25 protein-coding genes are annotated in these 20,646 nt (G+C 34.3%); 4 read left to right on the top strand and 21 right to left on the bottom strand.

The genetic code is table 11. The features are described 5' to 3' along the window. Positions 1-7: 7 nt before the first annotated feature. The 10 genes from ATN92_RS00520 to ATN92_RS00475 all read right to left on the bottom strand — a co-directional run bounded on the left by ATN92_RS00520 (position 8) and on the right by ATN92_RS00475 (position 10,555). On the bottom strand, positions 8-1,159 hold the full coding sequence (locus ATN92_RS00520; protein WP_056950927.1) for an ABC transporter permease: 1,152 nt from the start codon (positions 1,157-1,159) through the stop codon (positions 8-10). Further along, complete coding sequence (locus ATN92_RS00515) at positions 1,156-1,830, bottom strand: ABC transporter ATP-binding protein (protein ID WP_056950925.1); 675 nt, start codon at positions 1,828-1,830, stop codon at positions 1,156-1,158. The genes ATN92_RS00520 and ATN92_RS00515 overlap by 4 nt, the downstream gene beginning before the upstream one ends. A 12-nt stretch (positions 1,831-1,842) precedes the next feature. Further along, entirely contained in the window at positions 1,843-2,754 is a 912-nt protein-coding gene (locus ATN92_RS00510; protein ID WP_056950923.1) for an efflux RND transporter periplasmic adaptor subunit, read from the bottom strand. A 122-nt stretch (positions 2,755-2,876) separates the two neighbouring features. Beyond that, entirely contained in the window at positions 2,877-4,286 is a 1,410-nt protein-coding gene (gene nhaC / locus ATN92_RS00505) for a Na+/H+ antiporter NhaC (protein ID WP_056950921.1), read from the bottom strand. Between the two features lie 389 nt (positions 4,287-4,675). Beyond that, positions 4,676-5,329 (bottom strand): amino acid ABC transporter permease, encoded by a 654-nt coding sequence (locus tag ATN92_RS00500; RefSeq protein ID WP_056950920.1) that lies wholly within the window; start codon positions 5,327-5,329, stop codon positions 4,676-4,678. 12 nt (positions 5,330-5,341) lie between these two features. Beyond that, complete coding sequence (locus ATN92_RS00495) at positions 5,342-5,980, bottom strand: amino acid ABC transporter permease (protein ID WP_056950918.1); 639 nt, start codon at positions 5,978-5,980, stop codon at positions 5,342-5,344. Continuing rightward, the gene (locus ATN92_RS00490) at positions 5,973-6,803 is read right to left on the bottom strand and encodes a glutamate ABC transporter substrate-binding protein (protein ID WP_087721286.1); all 831 of its coding nucleotides are present in this window, start codon (positions 6,801-6,803) and stop codon (positions 5,973-5,975) included. The genes ATN92_RS00495 and ATN92_RS00490 overlap by 8 nt, the downstream gene beginning before the upstream one ends. A 13-nt stretch (positions 6,804-6,816) precedes the next feature. Further along, entirely contained in the window at positions 6,817-7,554 is a 738-nt protein-coding gene (locus ATN92_RS00485; RefSeq protein ID WP_056950914.1) for an amino acid ABC transporter ATP-binding protein, read from the bottom strand. A gap of 446 nt (positions 7,555-8,000) precedes the next feature. Further along, positions 8,001-9,791, bottom strand: coding sequence for an FtsX-like permease family protein (locus ATN92_RS00480; protein ID WP_056950912.1), 1,791 nt, complete (start codon positions 9,789-9,791; stop codon positions 8,001-8,003). A gap of 11 nt (positions 9,792-9,802) precedes the next feature. After that, positions 9,803-10,555 carry an ABC transporter ATP-binding protein gene (locus ATN92_RS00475; protein ID WP_056950910.1) on the bottom strand — a complete coding sequence of 251 codons (753 nt, stop codon included), beginning with the start codon at positions 10,553-10,555 and terminating at the stop codon, positions 9,803-9,805. 231 nt (positions 10,556-10,786) lie between these two features. On the opposite strand from ATN92_RS00475, the gene ATN92_RS00470 reads away from it, so the two are divergent. Further along, positions 10,787-11,734, top strand: a complete 948-nt coding sequence (locus ATN92_RS00470) for a DHH family phosphoesterase (RefSeq protein ID WP_056950908.1) — start codon at positions 10,787-10,789, stop codon at positions 11,732-11,734. Positions 11,735-11,805: 71 nt separating this feature from the next. Here ATN92_RS00470 and ATN92_RS00465 read toward each other — a convergent pair whose 3' ends face one another. Then, a complete protein-coding gene (locus tag ATN92_RS00465; RefSeq protein WP_056950906.1) occupies positions 11,806-12,261 on the bottom strand; it encodes a hypothetical protein in 456 nt (151 codons plus the stop codon). Further along, on the bottom strand, positions 12,248-12,460 hold the full coding sequence (locus ATN92_RS00460; RefSeq protein WP_056950903.1) for a helix-turn-helix transcriptional regulator: 213 nt from the start codon (positions 12,458-12,460) through the stop codon (positions 12,248-12,250). Before ATN92_RS00460 ends, ATN92_RS00465 begins: the two co-directional genes overlap by 14 nt. 546 nt (positions 12,461-13,006) lie before the next feature. Between ATN92_RS00460 and ATN92_RS00455 the strand changes: the two genes are divergently transcribed. Then, on the top strand, positions 13,007-13,288 hold the full coding sequence (locus tag ATN92_RS00455) for a LasU family protein (protein ID WP_056950900.1): 282 nt from the start codon (positions 13,007-13,009) through the stop codon (positions 13,286-13,288). Positions 13,289-13,313: 25 nt separating this feature from the next. Beyond that, on the top strand, positions 13,314-13,742 hold the full coding sequence (locus ATN92_RS00450) for a GNAT family N-acetyltransferase (RefSeq protein ID WP_056950897.1): 429 nt from the start codon (positions 13,314-13,316) through the stop codon (positions 13,740-13,742). Positions 13,743-13,773: 31 nt separating this feature from the next. Here ATN92_RS00450 and ATN92_RS00445 read toward each other — a convergent pair whose 3' ends face one another. The 7 genes from ATN92_RS00445 to ATN92_RS00415 form a co-directional block, all read right to left on the bottom strand. Beyond that, a complete protein-coding gene (locus ATN92_RS00445) occupies positions 13,774-14,643 on the bottom strand; it encodes a helix-turn-helix domain-containing protein (RefSeq protein WP_056950896.1) in 870 nt (289 codons plus the stop codon). 70 nt (positions 14,644-14,713) lie between these two features. Beyond that, the gene (locus tag ATN92_RS00440) at positions 14,714-15,304 is read right to left on the bottom strand and encodes a hypothetical protein (protein ID WP_056950894.1); all 591 of its coding nucleotides are present in this window, start codon (positions 15,302-15,304) and stop codon (positions 14,714-14,716) included. A 168-nt stretch (positions 15,305-15,472) separates the two neighbouring features. After that, positions 15,473-15,688, bottom strand: a complete 216-nt coding sequence (locus ATN92_RS00435; RefSeq protein ID WP_056950893.1) for a hypothetical protein — start codon at positions 15,686-15,688, stop codon at positions 15,473-15,475. Positions 15,689-16,010: 322 nt separating this feature from the next. After that, positions 16,011-16,745: a hypothetical protein gene (locus ATN92_RS00430; RefSeq protein WP_056950889.1), complete on the bottom strand. Its 735-nt coding sequence runs from the start codon at positions 16,743-16,745 to the stop codon at positions 16,011-16,013. Positions 16,746-16,755: 10 nt separating this feature from the next. Then, complete coding sequence (locus ATN92_RS00425) at positions 16,756-17,553, bottom strand: hypothetical protein (RefSeq protein WP_056950887.1); 798 nt, start codon at positions 17,551-17,553, stop codon at positions 16,756-16,758. After that, entirely contained in the window at positions 17,550-18,257 is a 708-nt protein-coding gene (locus ATN92_RS00420) for an ATP-binding cassette domain-containing protein (RefSeq protein WP_056950885.1), read from the bottom strand. Before ATN92_RS00420 ends, ATN92_RS00425 begins: the two co-directional genes overlap by 4 nt. After that, positions 18,250-18,624 carry a GntR family transcriptional regulator gene (locus ATN92_RS00415; protein ID WP_056950883.1) on the bottom strand — a complete coding sequence of 125 codons (375 nt, stop codon included), beginning with the start codon at positions 18,622-18,624 and terminating at the stop codon, positions 18,250-18,252. The genes ATN92_RS00420 and ATN92_RS00415 overlap by 8 nt, the downstream gene beginning before the upstream one ends. 195 nt (positions 18,625-18,819) lie before the next feature. Between ATN92_RS00415 and ATN92_RS00410 the strand changes: the two genes are divergently transcribed. Continuing rightward, a complete protein-coding gene (locus tag ATN92_RS00410) occupies positions 18,820-19,404 on the top strand; it encodes a hypothetical protein (RefSeq protein ID WP_056950881.1) in 585 nt (194 codons plus the stop codon). Here ATN92_RS00410 and ATN92_RS00405 read toward each other — a convergent pair. Further along, on the bottom strand, positions 19,394-20,092 hold the full coding sequence (locus tag ATN92_RS00405) for a hypothetical protein (protein ID WP_143444225.1): 699 nt from the start codon (positions 20,090-20,092) through the stop codon (positions 19,394-19,396). The two genes, ATN92_RS00410 and ATN92_RS00405, sit on opposite strands and share 11 nt — an antisense overlap. A gap of 111 nt (positions 20,093-20,203) precedes the next feature. After that, a complete protein-coding gene (locus ATN92_RS00400) occupies positions 20,204-20,413 on the bottom strand; it encodes a hypothetical protein (RefSeq protein ID WP_025085039.1) in 210 nt (69 codons plus the stop codon). Positions 20,414-20,646 lie beyond the last annotated feature (233 nt).

The following is a 20,646-nucleotide window of genomic DNA, read 5'->3' as shown; positions in this document are numbered from 1 at the left end:
TTTTCCCCTATTCTTCTTTCAAGAGTCCTACTAATTCTGATTTAGCAGCTTTATTTGATGGAATGAATCCGAAGATCAAACCAACTGCAGTCGATACTGATAAGGAGAGAATTAATGCATAGGCCGTTATAACGGCTTTGAATGGTAAGAATGCATTAATTATCGCTACTAATAAGTATCCGAAAATAATTCCGATAACTCCCCCAATTACACATAAAACGACACTCTCAATCAAAAATTGATTTCTAATATCATTCGAAGTAGCACCGAAAGCTCGACGTATTCCAATTTCTTTACGACGTTCTGACACCGTTATATACATCACATTCATAACTCCAATACCAGCAATCAATAATGATATTCCAGCAATGAAGGCAATGAAGTAAGTAATATCATTTAAAATCTTCGTAAATTGCTTACTTACTTGGTCAGGGTTAGAAACTTCATAGGTACCAATATTCTTTTGTTCACCCATCTTTTTCATTTGTTTAACTGCTCTTTTGCCAATCCATTTCTTATTAGCTTTAGGTGCAACTGACAAACGAGCTTCATCTTTGGAAATTTGGTTAGCAAACAGTTGTTTAAAGATTGTCTTAGAAACATAAGCATCTGGACGATAATTCATATCACTGATGTGATAAATTCCTTGAACAACAAAAACTGTGCCATCAATTGAAATCAAACGGTTTAGCACATTCTTTTTGAACAATTTGTGGGCCAAATCTTCTGAAATATAAACTCCGTTTGAAGCTCCACTCATTTGAAAATAATCACCTTTTGCTAATTTCAAATGTTTGGGTTGTTTATTCAAACTCATTGTTACATTCTTAGTCTTATATTGAGCTTTAGCACCCGCTTCAACGACACTACTAGCTAATTTAACCTGTTCAACTCCAGGTATTTTCTCCAAAACGGCTTCATCATTATTAGTGAATCCTCCATCAGTATTATCATCTGTGGTTGGTTGGTACATAATAACGACTTTGTTACGAGTATTGTGATTACCCATACCTTTAGTCACAGTATGTGCAAAGCCATCCCCAATTGCCAAAATACAAATAACGCTGGCAATTCCAATAATGATTCCTAACATGGTTAGAAAATTACGATTCTTATTCTTCCCAATGGATTTAAAAGCGATCAAAATTTTATCTGTCATGATTTTTTCACGCTCTTTTCATCGTTATATAGACGACCATCACGAATATATACAGTTCTCATAGCGTATTCAGCTACTTCACTATCATGAGTTACCATGATAATCGTTGTGCCATCTTGATTAAGTTTAGTAAAAATATCCATGATTTCCTTACTGGTCTTTGAATCTAAGGCACCTGTTGGTTCATCAGCAATTACCAAATTAGGATGATTGACAATAGCCCTGGCAATCGCAACCCTTTGTTGTTGACCACCGGATAATTCAGAAGGAAGATTCTTTTCTTTCCCCTTCAAACCAACTTTTTCTATCACATCTTCAATTAATTCACGCTTATTATTTTGTTCTTTCTTACTATAAATAAGCGGTACTTCAATATTTTCGTAAACATTATAAGTCGTCAACAATTTAAAGTTCTGAAAGACGAATCCTAATTGGTCGCCTCGAATACGTGACAGAAAGTTATCACTGACCGTTTTATAATTTTTATTTTTCAGCAAATATTCACCAGTATAACTTTGATCCAATAATCCTAAGATATTGATCAAAGTTGATTTACCTGATCCAGAAGGACCCATGATAGCTAGAAACTCTCCATCAGCCACTTCCAGATTGATATTCTCCAGAGCGGTGAATTTGCCATAAGTCTTACCTATATTAGTAACTTTTAGCATTACTCCACCGTCCTATTTCAAAACTAATTTGTCGCCAGTTTTAATTCCGTCCATTACATAGTAATAGTGACCCTTTTTCGTCATAGCAAGTGTACGTTTATGTTTTTTATTATTCTTCAAAAGATAAACTGTATCTCCAGACCAAACGGCACTTTCTGGAATTTTGTAACCGTCTGATTCAGTCTTCAATTGAACGTGCATCCCGTATGGCAACTTCTCTTCTGTTGAAACGCGGAAATGATAGTAAGAAACATTATGTGTACTGTAAGGAATACTATCCTTTTGTTCATAATTACCCGAAATCTTAGTTCCGTCGTTCTCAACTACTGTTACGTCATCGCCAACCTTGATCTTATCCAAACTATACTCGTTGACGTTACCTTGAATAACTGGAGCACCATAAATGAATTCACGCCCCGTATCATCCTTATAGTAAGTACCATCGATTGGTGCTGTTACTTGACGGTTCTGTGCTTGATTAAGTTTAGCCAGCTTAGCTTGAGCTTCCGATAACATCTCTTGATTCTTGCTCAATTCAATCTGATCATCTGTCTTTTTATCTGATGAATTGTACTCTTGAATGGCCAATTGTGCCTGATGAATCTCAGCGTTAACACTGTTGATGTCACTACTCATGTCTTTGTAAAAGCTGAATAGTACCTGACCCTTAGTAACGCGTTGACCGTTCGTAACATGTGTTGCGACTAAAGTCTCGTCTTGTGATTTGGGTTCATCGCTAACTACTTTTTTGTCAGTTTCTTGGACAATACCATTGAAATAATTAGTATTATCTCGTTGAACAGTATAAGTGCTGTAATCATTTTTATTGTCATTATTCTTGAAGCCGTTTCCCAAAACTAGAAAAAGAATAACTGCAATTAAAACAACGTTAATTCCCCAAATAGCTATTTTAATTTTCTTCATAATAATCTCCCTAAATTTGCTTGTCTTTCTAAGCTTAACAGTCTTAAGCTTACGATTAATTGGCATTCTGTCAAATCTAAAAACAAAAAAATAGAGCATTTCTGCTCTATTTTTTAGATTAATTAAGCTGTAACTACTTTGTCACTGCTCGCCTTATCAGTTTCAGGAAGCTTTCTTAAACCAATTCCTGTGAATCCACTAATAATAGAAAGAATTGGTGAAAGTAAACTGAAGAAACAGAATGGTAAGAATGATAATGTTGGTACTCCTAAGGTATTGGCCGCAAAGGCTCCGGCAACGCCCCATGGAATTAGGTAGTTGATTACTGTACCACCATCTTCTAGTACACGGCTTAATGCTAAATTATCTAAACCACGTTTATTGAAGGTTGTTTTGAAGGCTTTACCAGGTAAAATAACTGATAAGTATTGTTCACCAACAAAGATGTTAACGCCAATTCCAGAAAGAATTGTCGCCGTTACGACTGATCCCGGTGTCTTAAGACGTTCTGCCAATGGTGCCATGGCTGTTTGGATAACGTCAAACTTCATTAATAGTCCACCTAAAGACAATGTTAGAAAAATCAATGAGACTGTACCCATCATGGAAGTAATTCCTCCACGAGTTAATAAAGCATCAACACTGGCATTTCCTGTTTTAGATACGAATCCATTTTCAATGAAACCGGCAATATCCTTAACTGGTGTATTTGGTTTTTCAATAAAGATCATACCTACAGTTACAGTAACGTTCAAAATCAAAGTTGCAATAGCAGGAATTTTCATAATGGCACAAATGAATAACAATGCGATTGGTAGAATGGCCCACCATGAAATTACGAAATTACTATTTAAAACATTCAATGTTGTATTAATTTTGCCCATACCGGCATTAGTACCACTGTTACCAATTATTGCGTAAAGTACTAAAGAAATGATAAAAGCAGGAATTGTTGTCCACATTAGATTCTTGATGTGAGCAAATAAATCATCTTCCGCAATGGCAGCGGCCAAGTTAGTTGAATCTGAAAGTGGTGAAGTCTTGTCACCAAAGATGGCTCCAGAAATGATGGCTCCAGCTACTAAAGCAGGATTCATGCCTAAAGTTTGTCCCATACCGAAAAGTGCAATCCCGATTGTTGAAATAATTGTAAAGGCACTACCGATTGAAGTTCCAATCAAAGCACAAACTAGAAATACTGATGGAATAAACCAACGAACGGAAATCATATGGAAACCAGCTACCATCATTGATGGAATAATTCCGGCTGCAATCCAAGTTCCAATCAAAGTACCAATCAGAATAAAGATAAAGATTGGAATGATACCATTTTTAACTCCACTGACAATTCCGTCAGAAATATCATCCCAACTGCTGCCGCGAAGCTTAGCCCATAAAACTAATAATCCGATTACTACTAGAACAGGAGTCTGTGGTGAAAGTCCAAATTTGATAACCCCTACTCCCAAAATAACTAACATTACTGCCAACATGATGATGGCTTCTTTAAAATTTATACTCTTCTTATTCATAATTAATTCCTCCAAATTTTGTTTTAATTTTCTTGAAGAATTAATATCGAGGATTGCCCCCGCATGTATTTATCATCATTTTACTTACCCCTTGGTATAAAAAAAGTCCCTGCTGCAACTATGCAACAGGGACGATTTACCGTGGTACCACCCAGCTTGAGAAGTATTCAAAAAACACCTCTCCACTCTTGAGAATAACGGATCTCTTTTTCCGCTTGGAAAACCAAGTCATGCCTGGTATTTCATAAATGCATCCTGACCGGTTCGCATCAACCACCGGCTTTCTTACGCCCAGATACATCACTACTTGATTCAGACACTTATATTTGTTTATTTGATTGACACTCACTATAAACGGCTTTTTTTATTCTGTCAACTAATAATTTAAATTAAGCCATTTTATGATCAATATACTTGGACAATAAAGACAAGGCGTAGCAGACCACGAAGTACATTAGAGCCATCATGACAAAGACAGGAATAATGTAATTTGGATTTTGTCCGTAAACTACTTGTCCATGTTGCATTAATTCTGGTACCACAATGATTGTGGCCAAAGAAGTATCCTTGATCAAAGAAATAAATTGACTAACCATTGCTGGAATCATTTTCTTATAGGCTTGTGGTAAAACAACGTGCCACATTGCTTGAATATAAGTCATTCCCATTGATCGAGAGGCTTCCATTTGACCAATATCAACCGCCATAATTCCTGATCTAATAATTTCAGCAATCATCATTGATTCAAAGACGGTCATCGCTAAAATTGCGGCTGGAATCGTATCTGGCTTAAACCCAAAGGCTGGTAAACCGAAGTAAACAAAGAAGATAATCAGTAGCAATGGTAAATTACGGATTACATCAATGATTACTCCGACAATTTTGGAAACGTAGCGAATTTTCGAATAACGAATGATTCCCAAAACCGAGCCGATAATAAAACTCAGTAACACCGATATAACGGAGATCAAAATCGTGACTTCCAAACCTTGGAGAAGAAATCTGATGTTGACCCATGAATAAGCATTCATCCAATTTTGCATAATGTTCTCCTCCTAAGCTAATTTTCTTTCGAGATATTGCATGTAGTAACTGATTGGTAAAGTTATGATCAAGTAAAACAATCCGACAATCAAATAAGTATTAACTGTGTCGAAAGTTTGCGATGCAATCGCATTTCCTTGATACATCAAATCGAACCCGGCTACGAAGGCTAGAACTGAAGAGTTCTTAACCAAATTAACAAATTGATTACCCAATGGTGGAATTACTAACTTGAAGGCTTGTGGTAAAACGATATAACGCATAGCTTGCCAAAAAGTCATCCCTTGCGAACGAGCAGCTTCCATCTGACCGATATCAACCGAATTGATACCAGCTCTAACTGTTTCAGCGATGAAGGCTGATGTATAAATCGTTAAACCTATTGTTCCCGCTGTGAAGCCGTTAATTTTGACTACGTAAAGCGGAATAACTAGATAGAAAAACATTGTAATAACTAACAGTGGAATATTACGGAAAATCTCCACATAAATTTTTCCAATGATTCTTAAAAACTTATTCGGAAGTACCTCAAGGATGGCTACTAACGAACCAATAATTAAACTGAAGAACAGAGCCAACACACTGGATAAAACAGTCCAACCGAATCCAGTGATAAAGGAGTTCCAATTATGAGTTAAAAGATTAATCATGACGTAGCACCTCCTTGTAATTGAATCCAGGTACATTACCAAACCACTTCATGATTAATTTGTTGTAAGTACCATCTTTTTCTACTTCACTTAAGGCTTTATCGATAGCCTCTCTAAAATCTTTTTGACCTTTATTAATCCCGATACCATATGGTTCTGTAGTAAAGGCCTTACCTCTTAAGACATAACCGGGATTGTTTACGGCCATACCAGCTAAGATAACGTTATCGGTTGTTAAAGCATCGCCTTGACCTGACTTCAAAGCTGTTAGAGCTTGGGCATAATCAGGTAACTGTAATACTCGAGCTTTTGGGGCAAACTTCTTAACATTTTCAACTGAGTTAGAACCAACTACACCGATAATAGTTTTATCATTCAAATCCTCAACTTTTTTAATTGGTGAATTCTCTTTGACTAGGATTGACTGTCCAGCATCAAAATATGAGTTAGAGAAATCAATCGTTTTTTGTCTTTCCGGCGTTATGGTCATTGTAGCGATGATGGCATCGATATTACCATTCTTCAATAGCGGAATTCTGGATTGAGAAGTAACTGTAACAAACTTTGCCTTAGCATCCTTGCCTAACATTTTCTTAGTGATAGCCTTGGCTAAATCAATTTCGAATCCCTTTTCCTTGCCATCTTTTACATCGACCAAACCGATCAATCTTGTATCAGCTTTAACACCCCAAGTAATAGTTTTACTTTCTTTAGCGTTAGTTAGAACATTTTGATCTGACAGTGGTTTTGAACCACAGCCACTTAGAACCAACACTAGGAGCAATGAAGTGATAATTAGAGTTAGATATTTTAGACGTTTCATCATTAATTCCCCCTTAATGTTGGATAATTTTACTTAGGAATTGCTTTGCACGATCATTAGTTGGTTGCTTGAAGAAAACATCTGTTGGATCATCTTCAAGAATCTGGCCGTTGTCCATGAAAATAACACGGTTCGCAACTTCTTGAGCAAAGCCCATTTCATGAGTAACGATCAATGATGTCATATCACTTTGACTAGTAACATATTTGATAACACCTAATACATCGTCAATCATTTCTGGATCTAGGGCACTTGTTGGTTCGTCGAATAGCATGCAACGAGGTTTCATAGCCAGTGATCTAGCAATCGCAACACGTTGTTTTTGACCACCAGAGATTTGTGAAGGCATGTTATGAGCTTTGTCAGCCAAGCCAACTTGGTCTAATAAAGCCATCGCTGTTTTCTTATTCTCTTCTTCGTTAAGCTTTAAAACAGTTCTTGGAGCCAACATCACATTTTCTAGTACATCCTTGTTAGCATAGAGATTGAAATGTTGGAAAACCATCCCTACATCTTTTCTAATTCGGTTAATATCAGTCTTCTTGTCGGAAATATCACGGCCATTGACGATCAATTGTCCTTCTTGAATTGTTTCTAGACCATTGACTGTACGAGCCAGTGTACTTTTACCTGATCCAGAGGGACCAACTAATACAACGGTTTCCCCCTTATCAATTTTTAAATTGATATCTTTCAATGCGTGGAAATTTCCATAATATTTTTGCACGTCGCGGAATTCAATCATTGACATAATTTAGTTCCCCTTTCCTTATTGTTAAATTTTCTTTTTGTTTATTAAGAAAATTTTAATCTGTATTTTCTATTTTGGCAACTAATATTTCTTTTGTGAAATTACTATTGGACATTGTGTTTCTTAAAATATAGTTTCAAAATACCATTAGATTAATGTTATCATATCCATAAATAATATAAAGAGATTAGAATATTTTTTTTTCGAGCAAGACGTTTTTGGACAAAATTCGCAAAAAAATAGCAAAATCACCATCGTGACTTTGCTATTTTTGAATTGTAGATTTGAGGATTTGTTGAGTGATCCCTACTCTACTTTATTAAGGGTGTTAGAAATGTCTAACGATTGAAATTATTTATTGGGGGGAAGTGCTTTCCGTTTCCGGAAAGCTGCGATCGATAGGTGTATACCCGTCGATCGCAGTTCCCCGGAAGGAACTGAAACTGCTATTTAAGAACAATTTTCTTATAAAGATATCTTGTTAGGAAGTAGTAGCCTAAATATAGAACTAAGAAAATTGCGAATGGTATCTCAATATTCGTATAAGGTTTATACAAAAGTTTAACAAATAGCTGTAAACCAATTAATACATGGATAATACCTAAGATGGCTGGAACTGAGAACAACACACCAATTTCTTTATTGATCGTACTACGTAAGACTTTTTGTCTTGTACCAATCTTATAAAGCATGTTGTAACGTTTAACGTCACCATTAGCTCCAGAAAGAATCTTAAACATCAAACAACTAGCTAACATTGCTAAGAAAGCAATTCCTAAGAAGAAGCCCATAAACTCTAGTCCAGAGAAGAAGCCATTAACTAGTGTATAAGCAGAATACTTATCGCCACCAGCATTTTTAAGTTCTGGGAAACGTTTAATTTCGTCTTTTGAAATTTGTTTGATTGTTGGTAAATTATTCTTGAACGAAGTAGTTTTAATCAATACGGTTGTTGATTCTTGGCCTTTGATGGCAGCGTACTGAGCATCACTAACAAACTTAGCTTCCATAGTTCTATATTTTGGAAGACGTGTATTCATTAATTCATATCTAGCATTAGAGTTATTAGCAGGATTAGATGATTTCTTCAATTTGAAAATCATCGTATCAACATTCATGTTGGCATAACCAATTGGTTGACTCTTGAATTGACTGCTACGATAGTAAACATCTTTACCATCAGATTTAAAGTTATAAGTATCCTTCTTTTGAATACTCAATTGCTTAATATTTTTCTCTTGTGTAGCATTAGGATTTGTTACTTGCACATCATAATAATTTTGACCATTTACGACGTTATCAATTTGGTTATTGAAGCCTAAACCAACAGTAATAGCACCTAAAGCTAAAGCAAACATGATTGAAACCATTGAAAGGATCTTAGTGTAATCATTAATACGGAAACTTAATTGTGAAAGAGTAAAATTATTCAAACCTTTTTGTGAGTACTTGATGTTTCTCTTTAGCATCACAATAATAGCTGTTACGAAAGCATTGATTGTAAAGTAAGTACCAGCAACAATTGTTACCAAGGCAATTGGAATACCCAGATAGATAAAGCCAGGATTATGACCAGAAAAGTACATGGTGAAGTAACCAACTGCAAGCAAGATTAAACCAAGTAAAGCTTGGACTGCTTTCATAACGCCGTTACGTTTGATTTTGACAGGTTGGCTGTCACGATTTAATAAAGTTAGAACCTTAGTACGACGTAGAGATACTGAATTTCTAATAGCGGAAAACATAAAGATTATGATAAAGAACAACAAAGTCCAAAGTAAAGCTGGTAAATAAAAACTACTAAAATGCTTAACTTTCATATCTAGTAAATTAATCAACCAACGACCAACAAAGCCTGTAGCTAAAACACCAATAGCTGAACCGATCAAGGTTGAAATGGCACCGATGGCGAATGTTTCAACGAAAATCATACGTGAGATCTTACTACTCTTGGCACCAAGCATCATAAACATCCCGTACTCTTTTTGACGCATACTCAACAAGAAAGTATTAGCGTAATTAACATAAACAATCGTGATAATTGCTAGTAGAACAATTCCGAAACCGAAGATAAAGCTAGTAGCAGCGGCTGGAGAATTAGAACTTAGAAAGGCTTGATTAGTTGCTAGAGACATAAACATATAGAAGATGGCTGATGCAATCATCAAACCTGAAAATAAAACGGTGTAGTCACGGAGACGATGCTTAATTCCGCTCAAAGCTAATTTATTTAACATATTTTCCTCCCCTATTCTGCAAATGTTCCTAGTGAATCTAGGATTTCTTGATAAAATTCAGCACGTGAATTCTCTTCCTTCTTTAGTTCTTGACCAATTTCACCATCTTTGATGAATAAAATACGATCACAGAAACTGGCTGAAAATGGGTCATGTGTTACTAAAAGAATTGAAACGTCATCTTCACGGTTGATCTTAGTTAGAGTATCTAGTAAAGCTCTAGCACTCTTAGAATCCAAAGCACCGGTAGGTTCGTCACCAAAGACGATTGATGGTTCATGAACCAAAGCACGAGCGGCGGCAACTCTTTGTTTTTGACCACCTGATAATTCAGTTGGATAATGATTTAAAATATCAGTTAAACCTAATTTTTCAGCAATACTTTGAACAGCTGGTTTAATTTTTTTAACAGCAGTATTTTGTAAAGCTAATGGTAAGGCAATATTTTCATAGGCTGTTAAATTTTCTAGCAAGTTAAAATCTTGGAAAATGAAACCAATTTTATTGGCACGAAAATCAGCCATTTGATTGTTATTTAATTTAGTAATATCTTCACCAGCAATCTCAACTTGACCACTTGTTGGTGTATCTAATGTAGATAGGATATTTAAAAGAGTTGTTTTACCTGAACCTGAAGCACCCATAATTCCAACGAATTCGCCAGGCTTAACTTCAAAATTAACATCGGACAAAGCTTTGAATTGTTTTTCCCCAGCTTTTCCATAAATCTTTTCAACGTTTTGTACATCGACAATTTTTTGCATTTGTTCTTCCCTCCATTTGATATATCTATCATAACTGCTCGGGTAATTTGGGTCGTGCGATTCTTCTTACATTTCCTTACATTTTTGTAAGTCGTCGTTAGACTAAGTGATATAGTATCCTTTAGGATATTCTTTTATTTAGAGTTTTTTATTGACTTATCTAACGTTCAAAGGTTAATTTTAGGTAAGTTTGATTCATAATTAATTTAATAATCGTTGGGGTGTAGTCTTATGATCAATGACATTTTAAAAAAGGTTGAACAGTATAATACAATTATTATCCTTAGACATCGTAATCCAGATCCAGATGCGATTGGCTCACAAACTGGCTTAGCTGCCATTCTTCAAGAAGTCTTCCCTCAAAAAGATATTTATGTCACTGGAATTGATTTACCAGTTCTAAATTGGATTGGTCAAATGCAGGATATTCCTGACTCTACTTTTAAAGATGCCTTGGTTATCACGGTCGACACTGCCAATGCTCGAAGAATCGACAATGATGGTGCTTATAAACAGGCCGCTGAAATCATTAAAATTGATCATCATCCCAATGTTGATCCCTTCGGTGATATGAATTGGGTCGACGACACTTTCTCTAGTTGTGCTGAAATGATTTTTTCCTTTACTGAAGAGATTGCTGAATTCGATCTCACTAAAGAAATTGCGGCCAAGCTATATTCAGGAATTATCGGTGATACTGTTCGCTTCTTAAATGGTGAGACAAGTTATCGTACATTGATTACTTCTGCTAAATTAGCTAAAACGGGGATCAATATTTCTAAAATCAGTTTGCAAGAAGATCAGATGTCTCTGCAAGTGGCTAGATTGGAAGCCTACATTCTAGACAACTTGCAGATAACCGATTCCGGTTTTGGTTACATTGTGATTCGTAAAGATACTTTGGATCAATTCCATTTAGACGATGGCGAACTTGATCACGCAGTTCCATTAATTGGTCGAATTGATAAAGTTAAAACTTGGATCGTTGTCAGCGAAAAAGATTTGAATCGTTTCCGCGTCAATTTACGTTCTAAGTCAATTTCAATTAACGGCATGGCTGAAAAATACGGCGGTGGCGGACATCCACTAGCTAGTGGCGTTTACGTTGGCAGTATTGAAAAAGTTAATAAGCTGATCAACGATATGGATAATTTCAATAAGAAAGAACTAAAAATATAAATTAAAAGAACGACTTCTATTAGATATGTTTGGAATATCTTAATAGAAGTCGTTCTTATTTTTTTAATTATTTATTTGTCCAAGCGGCTATATTCATAGTAGAAACTCCACTCTTGTACTATCAATATTGCTGTTCCTAAAATGCCAAAGGCATTGATATTAAAGATACTTTCGTCAATCAATTTATAGCTTGTCAGAATCAATGAGATTCCAATTGCTAAAACAATGAAACCAGCCGTAAATCTTTGACTAAAGAAACTAGCTGTTAAAGCATTCTTGGCTTCACGTTCATCATCATGTTTTAACCCTTGAGGAAAACCATCTCGGGCAATTTTAAAGATATTCGTGCTGCCACCTTTATCTAACCGCTTTTGTTGATAAATAAAAAGAACGGTTATCAATATAAAGAAAATTGGTGATAGATCCTGTTTCAAAGTCACTTTGGACAATAACCATAGTAAAAAGAATACTGCTAAAAGAGTTACTAAAATAGCTCTCTTGAAGAAATATTTTTTAGTATTGGTCATCACGCTCATCTCCAAATCTGAATAATTCGTCGACTCGAATATGTAAAATAGCGGCTAACTGAAAAGCTAGGCTTAAAGAAGGATCATACTTATCATTTTCAATGGCATTAACAGTTTGCCTAGTCACACCTGCTAGTTTACTCAACTCATCTTGTGATAGTTTCAATTCTTTTCGCTTTTGTTTAATTATATTTTTCATTGTATTCTCCGTAAAAATGTCAAACTCTTTTTACATTTTTAGTATAACATGTTTTACATTTTAAACAATGTACAAAACGAATTCACTTTTTAAACGATATAGTTTGCTTAAAAAAATTTCTGGATGCTTAATAGCGGTGAAAATGAAGAATTATCTCAAGAGGGCGATCCTCATGCGTAAAATTATCGAAGTTAGTCCAACTTTTATTCTGTTTATCATATTAATCTTTAGCTTTATTCAAAGATCCGATGGAAACTCATGGATTGATCCTTTTGCTTTTAGTTTATTAGGACTATGTATTTATCCAACCGTAGCCTTAATAGTAGAAACTATTCGAGCGAAAAAATATAAATTATTTTCGCGTTCCGAATTACGTCTCATTTGGTATTTAGCCATAATCTCTATCTTATTTCTGTCCTTAACCACCTATTTAATGGTCGTGTGAATCGATGTATAGAACAAATTGATTTTTCGTTCAAAATTGGTTGCTAAAAATATCTATTGAGAGCCTAATAAGGATAAACGATATTATGGGGGAAAACGATTATGCGTAAAACAATTGAAGTAGCTCCAACGATTATTTTAATGGGTACACTTTCACTCAGCCTTGTTCAAAAGAATGCCGGTCACGCTTGGGTCAACATGTTTGCTTTTAGTTTAACTGCCCTTTGTGTCTATTCGCCTGTCGCCTTAATGATTGAGGGAGTTCGTACGGGCATGAGAACTCATCATAAATTCCCTAGATCTGAGGTAATTCTTATCTGGTATTTAGAGATTATCTCTACTTTCTTCGTCGTTTTAGCAATTTATTTGATGGGACATAACTAAATATTATCAAGCTGGGAGACCGAAAATGAATGTTAGAGAAGCAAATATTAATGATGCCAAAGCAATTCACCGTATCAATAGCGATAGTCTAGAATATGATTTTCCATTAGACGAAACTATCAACCAAGTCGCCAAAATTCTATCTTTACCTAATAGCAAATTATTCGTGGCTTGCAAGGATGAACTAGTAGTCGGATATATTCAGATGAGTGATTATGAAAACACCTATCATCAAAGTCTCAAGAACGTTATTACTTTAGCCGTTGATAACCAATATCAACATATCGGAATTGGTTCAGCCTTATTAGAAACCGCTGAAAAATGGGCCAAATCCGAAGGCAGCTTGGGAATCCGTTTAGTCTCCGGTTTTGAAAGAGAATCTGCTCATCAATTTTATGAAAAACATGGCTACCAGATTCGAAAAAAAGAAATTAATTATATCAAATGGTGGTAACCAAAAAGAACGCTAAAATTAGCGTTCTTTTTTAATTTTCATCTCGTTGTTCATAGAGTTCTTGAGTCAAACTGCCATCACCATCTCGTAAAAGATCAGCAATTCCTTGTTTATCAATGAATTCAAAATGCTTTCGCTTGAGAAAAGTAACAATCGTACCCAACATCTTTCGTTCCTTACTGTCTTTCCAATAATACTGATTGAGATTCAAATTAACTTTTTTACCATCCAATAAAGTTATTCTCAACTCGAACTGTTCCACCATGGAACTTGCCGAAATACCAGCACCACCCATTAACGTCAGTTCCTTACTAGGGTTATATCCATACAGTTTTAGGTATATTTCCATACTCTTAATTTGTTTATACGATATGAATTTAGTTGAACGTATATTCAAAAGCCCTATCAATGGCATAAGGAAATCTTTTCCAAAAGAAATATCGTCTTCACTATCTACCGCGTAAGTGATTCCACTTTTTTGTAAAGTCCAATAATTACAATATCTCTTAAAATCATAAAAACTCATTCTTGTCACAAAAGTATACGAAATTAAAATCCCAAAAATAATATCAAATATTTTTATTAAAGGAGTTCTACCAAAAAGTGTAGTTAAACTTGCCGTAAAAATAACCATTACTATCACTAAAATAATCTGTGGCCAATGATTTTTGGGTTTACCATAGTTGAATGGAAAATGGAGATACGGTTCCCCAGTTATCAACTCATCCAAAGAAATATCCAACAATCCACTTAAAGAAATCAGGTTATCAATACTGGGTAAATTTTCACCCGTTTCCCACTTGGAAATCGACTGCCTAGAAATATTTAAAGCTCCAGCCAACTGTTCTTGCGACATTTTATTTCTATTACGATATTTAACGATATTCTTGGCTAAATTCACTTCTCCCACACCCTTTTCATTAATTAAATTATAACCATTAAGGACACGAGAATGATCTTCAATTTATCCTTTAAATCAATTTAACCTTATGATTGGTTTGATCAATAACCTTGATCTTAGCCACTGACATTTGATCAAATGTTTCCTCTAACTTTTCAATAGCTTTATCTTTTCCATAAGCCAAGTCACGTGCAGCACTAACAGTAACTACAGTTCCATCGGTCAATATAAAAGTTATATCGACTGGATTATGGATAATTGAAAGAACTGCCGTAATAACGGCCAGATAGCCACTATATGGAATTGCCATTGGCATTTCTTCTGATTCAGATAAATTGCCTTGAATAGTTACCGACTTAATAGAATTAAAATCAATCGTCTTCGCGTGAATTGAAAATGGTAGTAACAAAGCCTTAAAACGTTCTGAATTACTGTTTAGGTCGATATACTGAACATATCCATTTCCAACTTCCCAATAATTGAAAAGAACCGGCAGAATTCTAAAGTAATAGCCGATAAATGATATAAGGAAGATAGCGACACCCAATATCAAACCACCAACTTTATTTAACGTCATTGAAACTATGAATCCCGGCAACAAGCTTAAAACCAAACTAATCATTAAGGGTCTATAATTTACTCTTTTACCAAATTTGATCATAGAAATTACCTTCTTTCAAAATTTAATTCCAATTCTTTCCTGATCACACCCAGATTATATTGTCGAATCAGGTTTTTTTGCACGCACTTATCGGTTGTCAAAGCATAAAAAAAACGTGACGAATCATTCTAGATTCATCACGCTGATGATTGAAAATCTCTACTTACTTTATCGCAGTAAGGATCCGCCAATCATTAAGAATATAACGCCGATAATTAGACAAACCGTCACTCCAAAAAAGATACTCAGTTTAGGTTGTTTAACTGTTCTTCTGATATCTTGATACATTTTTTGAGCGATGGCTATTTGCCAAATTCCAATTAAAATTGCTAAAATACCAATAATTTTTCCATTCATGGAATCAGCTTCTTTCATTAATTCCATTTTACTGCATTCATCATCGTTATGCAGTCGTTATGAAAAATATCTAGAGAAATTAAAAACTGATCCGATCATTGATGTAGCCCCTATAACAATAATTATTAAGTAAAAGATCCCCTGAACTGAACAGACATTACTCCATGGAAAACCCGCAGTGAAAGAAATTCCAACCAATCCTAGCCAAAAATATTTACTCTTATAAAAATCATTATTGAACTTCACATATATTTCTTCCTTTCTCTTAGATTGATTCCATATTACCTTATTCCCCATCAGAAAATAAAATAATTACCTCAATATAGGGTTTCTTAATCATGAACGAATATTATTTTATAGAACTATACTTTTTCAATATCATTATATTAAGAACAGTAAGGACAACTATTCCAATTAAATCAAAACCCACTGTCCTACCAAAAATATGATTTTTCACTTCAATATACCAATCAACTCGCATGGTATCTAAATTCCATATATTAATGTAACCAATATAAAAGACCATCGCGGCGACCAACAAATAAAAAATGACTGTAGTTAATTTCTGATTTTGTAATGGTAACAATTGTGACACCAAATGAACAAAGGTACTTAAGGTCCAAATTAATATGATTGCTAGTAAGGACATAGTAATAGCTTTAATTATTAAATCAATTTGTCCCATCTTTACAATACTTTGCAAATGAAAAATCAAACTATCATTATCAATAATCCAAAAAGCTGTTAAAAAAATACTCGTTTCTAAAATCCAAAAATATAAATAAGCTAAAAAGGTTGTAATCAAATTGCTAAAATAGATTTTTATCTCTGTGACAGGAATCAAACTGTACTTGCTATTAAGAAAGACCTGTTCATTCTCCCTTATTAGGAATAACGCCCCTAACAAATAAACTATCAGTGAACTAAAAATCACTTTACCTAAGGGATAACTTTGTAAAAACATCGATCCCCAATCCAAGGGCACTAATAGAACCAACTCAATGATATTAACTAACAAAATAAAACTCATTAACTTAAATTTATTCCATATTAAATGTTTGCTTACACCTAAAGCACTATTCATCACTGGCCTCCTAATAATCCGTCTCAATATGTTTCTTTAACAAATAGATATTTATTAAAGTCAAAACTACGATCCAACCGATAAATATAAAGATACTAGTCAGCAACATACTGTTTATTTTTTCTAAAACGTTGAAACCATCACCATACATTAAAACGAAGACACCTGACACTGTGGAATTGAAAATCATAAGACAGATGTAGGTAATCAAAAAATATAAAACATATTTAATAACCCTCTTCTTTTTCAAAGCAAATTTGTCAGAAATTAGACTGATTAAAAAATGTACTAATGTAACAATGCTCCAAACCAAAGTAATCGAAAGAAAACCTATAATAAAGGATCTGACAGTCATATCTACATTAGGTAGCTTATAATATGCTTTCGTGTATAAAATACTAGTTAAAGCATTACCAACTAAAAAATGATTTGCTTGAATGGAACCAAAAATAGTATTAACTATGCCTTCTAAAAACCAGAAGTAAATCAATGCTAAAAGGGAACTTAACATATTACTGAGATATAATTTCCATTCCGTGATTGGAATCATCCGATATTTACTACTAAAAAGTACTTGCTCGTTATCCTTCGCCAATAATACCCAAGTGACAAGGTAAGCAACGAAAGTAAGCAACATATAATACATATACCATTTATCAAACATAACTAATTTGAAAGTCATCTTGTTAGATACCACATCTATTAACATAACGATACCAAAGGCCATCAAATTAATTAGGAACACTAGATTAATCATCTTCCAACGATTGAAGAATAATTGGTTATTCAAGGTTCGCATTCTTGTCATTGTATTTCCCCTAGATAAACTTTTTCATAATATGCTTCAATTCCCAAATGATAGTCAGATTGAATTTGCTCAACCGGAATTAAATCTCTAATTTTTTGATTTTTAATAATTACTACTTCATCTAATAAACTGGCGATAGCTGTAACATAGTGATCACTAATAATAATGGTCGAATCATCGTCTTTCCAGCGAATAATACTGCTAATGATTTTTTTACGTGAAATACTATCAATACCGCTTAGAGGCTCATCCAACAAATACAATTTAGCTGATCTAGCCAATGTCAAAGCAATAACCAGTTTTCCTCTGGTACCTGTAGACAGTGCCGCTAACTTCTTAGTCATGTCTAATCCTAAGAAATTAGCAATATCTTCATACTTTGTAATTGAGAAATCTTGATAAACTGCATTATAAAAATGTACTATTTCACTGATTTTGTTAGTAGCTTTAAACCCATCAAGATGATCACTCAAACTAACATTTTCTTTAATGAGAATTTTTTTAGTATTTCCATTTACCGTTATAACGCCTTCTGAAACAGAATTAACACCGGCAATTATTCGCATCAAAGTAGTTTTACCAGCACCATTCTCACCCAAGAGACCAATAATTTTGCCACTATCTAATTTTAAATTGACATCCTCAAGAATCTTTTTGCCACCTTTTTTATAATTGAGCTCTTCAATTTTCAATACATTACTCAAAATTTTTCTCCTTTTGCTTCACGTAATTTGAAAAACTATTGGTTATTTCCTGATTGTTCATTTTTAATAAATGTAGCTTGTCGTACGTTGAATCGAAGGTCTCACTAACAATTTGATTCTTCAATTCTTCAACTATTGCCGCATTCTCAGTTACAAAATTGCCTTTACCACGTAATGTAATAATGACGCCCTCCTCGATCATTACTTTGAGAGCCTTCTGAACCGTATTAGAATTCACTGCCAATTCCAAGGCCAATTGCCTAACTGAAGGCATTTGTTCCCCCAGTGAATAACTCTCTGTAATAATCTTTTCCTCCAAGTAGTCTTTAATTTGTAAATAGATTGGTATGTTTTCGATATATTCCATCAGATACACGTCCTCACTGTACTAGTACACTAACACAGTATCGAAATATACCCCGCTATGCAACTATTTAAGCAAGATTCTCTAACGAATTTCTTATACAGAATGTCCTTTATATTTATGAAACCTAAACCAAATAATTATGGTAAATTAGGGGCAAATTGGGTATGGATATGGTTTAGAAAGAACTGATCTCTTATGCTGAAATTTGGAAAAAGACTAAATTATCGGCCTTTATTGATGAGTCTATTTTGGGCCTTATTGTGTGGCAGCCTGTTTGGATTTAATATTTCTAAAACTCTAGGTATCAGAATTGCTATTGTCGTTTTTGGAATAGTTTTTATCGGTCACTACCTAATTGTTTTGCCAACTATCTTTAATTACTGGGACTCTAGTGACAGATTTATCCGTTATAACGATAAAAGCAATCCATTCAAACGTCTTCTACTCATGCTGATCCCTAAATTGAACACCTATAAAGTAATTGATAAAAAACTAATTAAATCGATTCAAATCACTGGATTGCCCATGACCAATGATTTACTTTCATCAGCACTATTTGTTGCTACTGAAGGTGGATTTCTATACAACCTCATGGTCATGATGCACTATCCAGTAGAAGTGAAACTACTCCTAAATAATGGTCAAATTATTAATTTGAATCTATCACGCGATTACGTTGATCATCCCGCTGAAACAATTGGTAAATTAAAAATCTTTTTAAATGATTTTCCACCTGAAAAATTAGATCTATCGCCTAAAACAAAACAGCTTATTTACTGATATTGTCTCGATTAAATTCTTTTGTTAGTTGAAAAATAGCTAAATCACGCTTAACTTTTTTAAAAGCCGGGTTATTCAATTCATACTGCCCATTTCTTTTTACCCAAAAAGTATGTTCGACATCTGACAGATAGAGTTGATCCAGCTGCGAATTAGTATGATGTTCATCACTTAATAATCCGCAAATAACCTTGGAACCAATCTCCGGTATCGGTGCATTAGGAATCTGATAAAATATCTCATTATTTGGTTTGGTCGGTTGGGCGTAAATATCACGTTCGCGACCAAAACCACCAGGAAAGTTTAAATAAACTCTCTTCCCTTTCAATCCTTTATTACCACTAATTACCTGATCGATTTTTAAAGTTAATTTAGTTTCCGGCTGTGGTGATAACCATTTGATTTTTTGTAAATTTAAAACTTTTCCTTTAACCACATAACGATTTTGACGTTTGAATTGGTCCAAAGTAATACCTTTATAATTATCGGTAATTTCAGAATATTGCCGTTTAACTGTCCGAACTTGACTAATTTGACGTCGCCAGTCGTATCGTTTTTGCTCGAGACCAGTTTTAAAATTAGTTTCTAAATTGATTTTTTCAGGCAAATCATTACCAGTTACTTGCTCACTACAGCCAGTTATCAAGACTATTAAACTTAACGCCAACAATCGAAAGCCTCTTCGCATGAGATTCATCCTTTTTCTTTTTATGCTATCAAAAGACCATTTTTCGAGATACAAAAATACGCAACAAAACAACTTGAAATTGTTTTGTTGCGTATTACTTTTTAGACGTAACTATCTCATAGATAAAATTGACATCCCCATACCTATAATCAATATTCCAACGACGAAACTAGACCACACCGCATATCCTACAAAATGAGAAGTGGTCTTACTACCGTCTTTTTGAATCTCATGAACATACTTACGTGAATTAAGAAGTTGATAAATACCAAGTAATATTACCACAATACCCACTATATATTTGCCTATCGTAAAGCTCATGATATTACTTCCTCTCATTTAATTGACCAGAATATAGCACTACTTTAAAGATAAGTGTGAACAATATCCTGAATTGGGGAGTTTTGATTCATGAATGAATTTCGTGCGTTTCGCGACAAAAAAATTGTTCCTTTAAATATTATGCAATAATTAATATATCGATATAAAGGGGTGTATTACAGGTGGGGACAATAATCTACACTATAGGAAAATTATTGGCATGGCTTATTTTT

It is taken from the genome of Companilactobacillus bobalius, from assembly GCF_009764355.1.
Note: the sequence above shows the minus strand (reverse complement) of the source record. Positions and strands in the feature narration are given on the sequence as shown.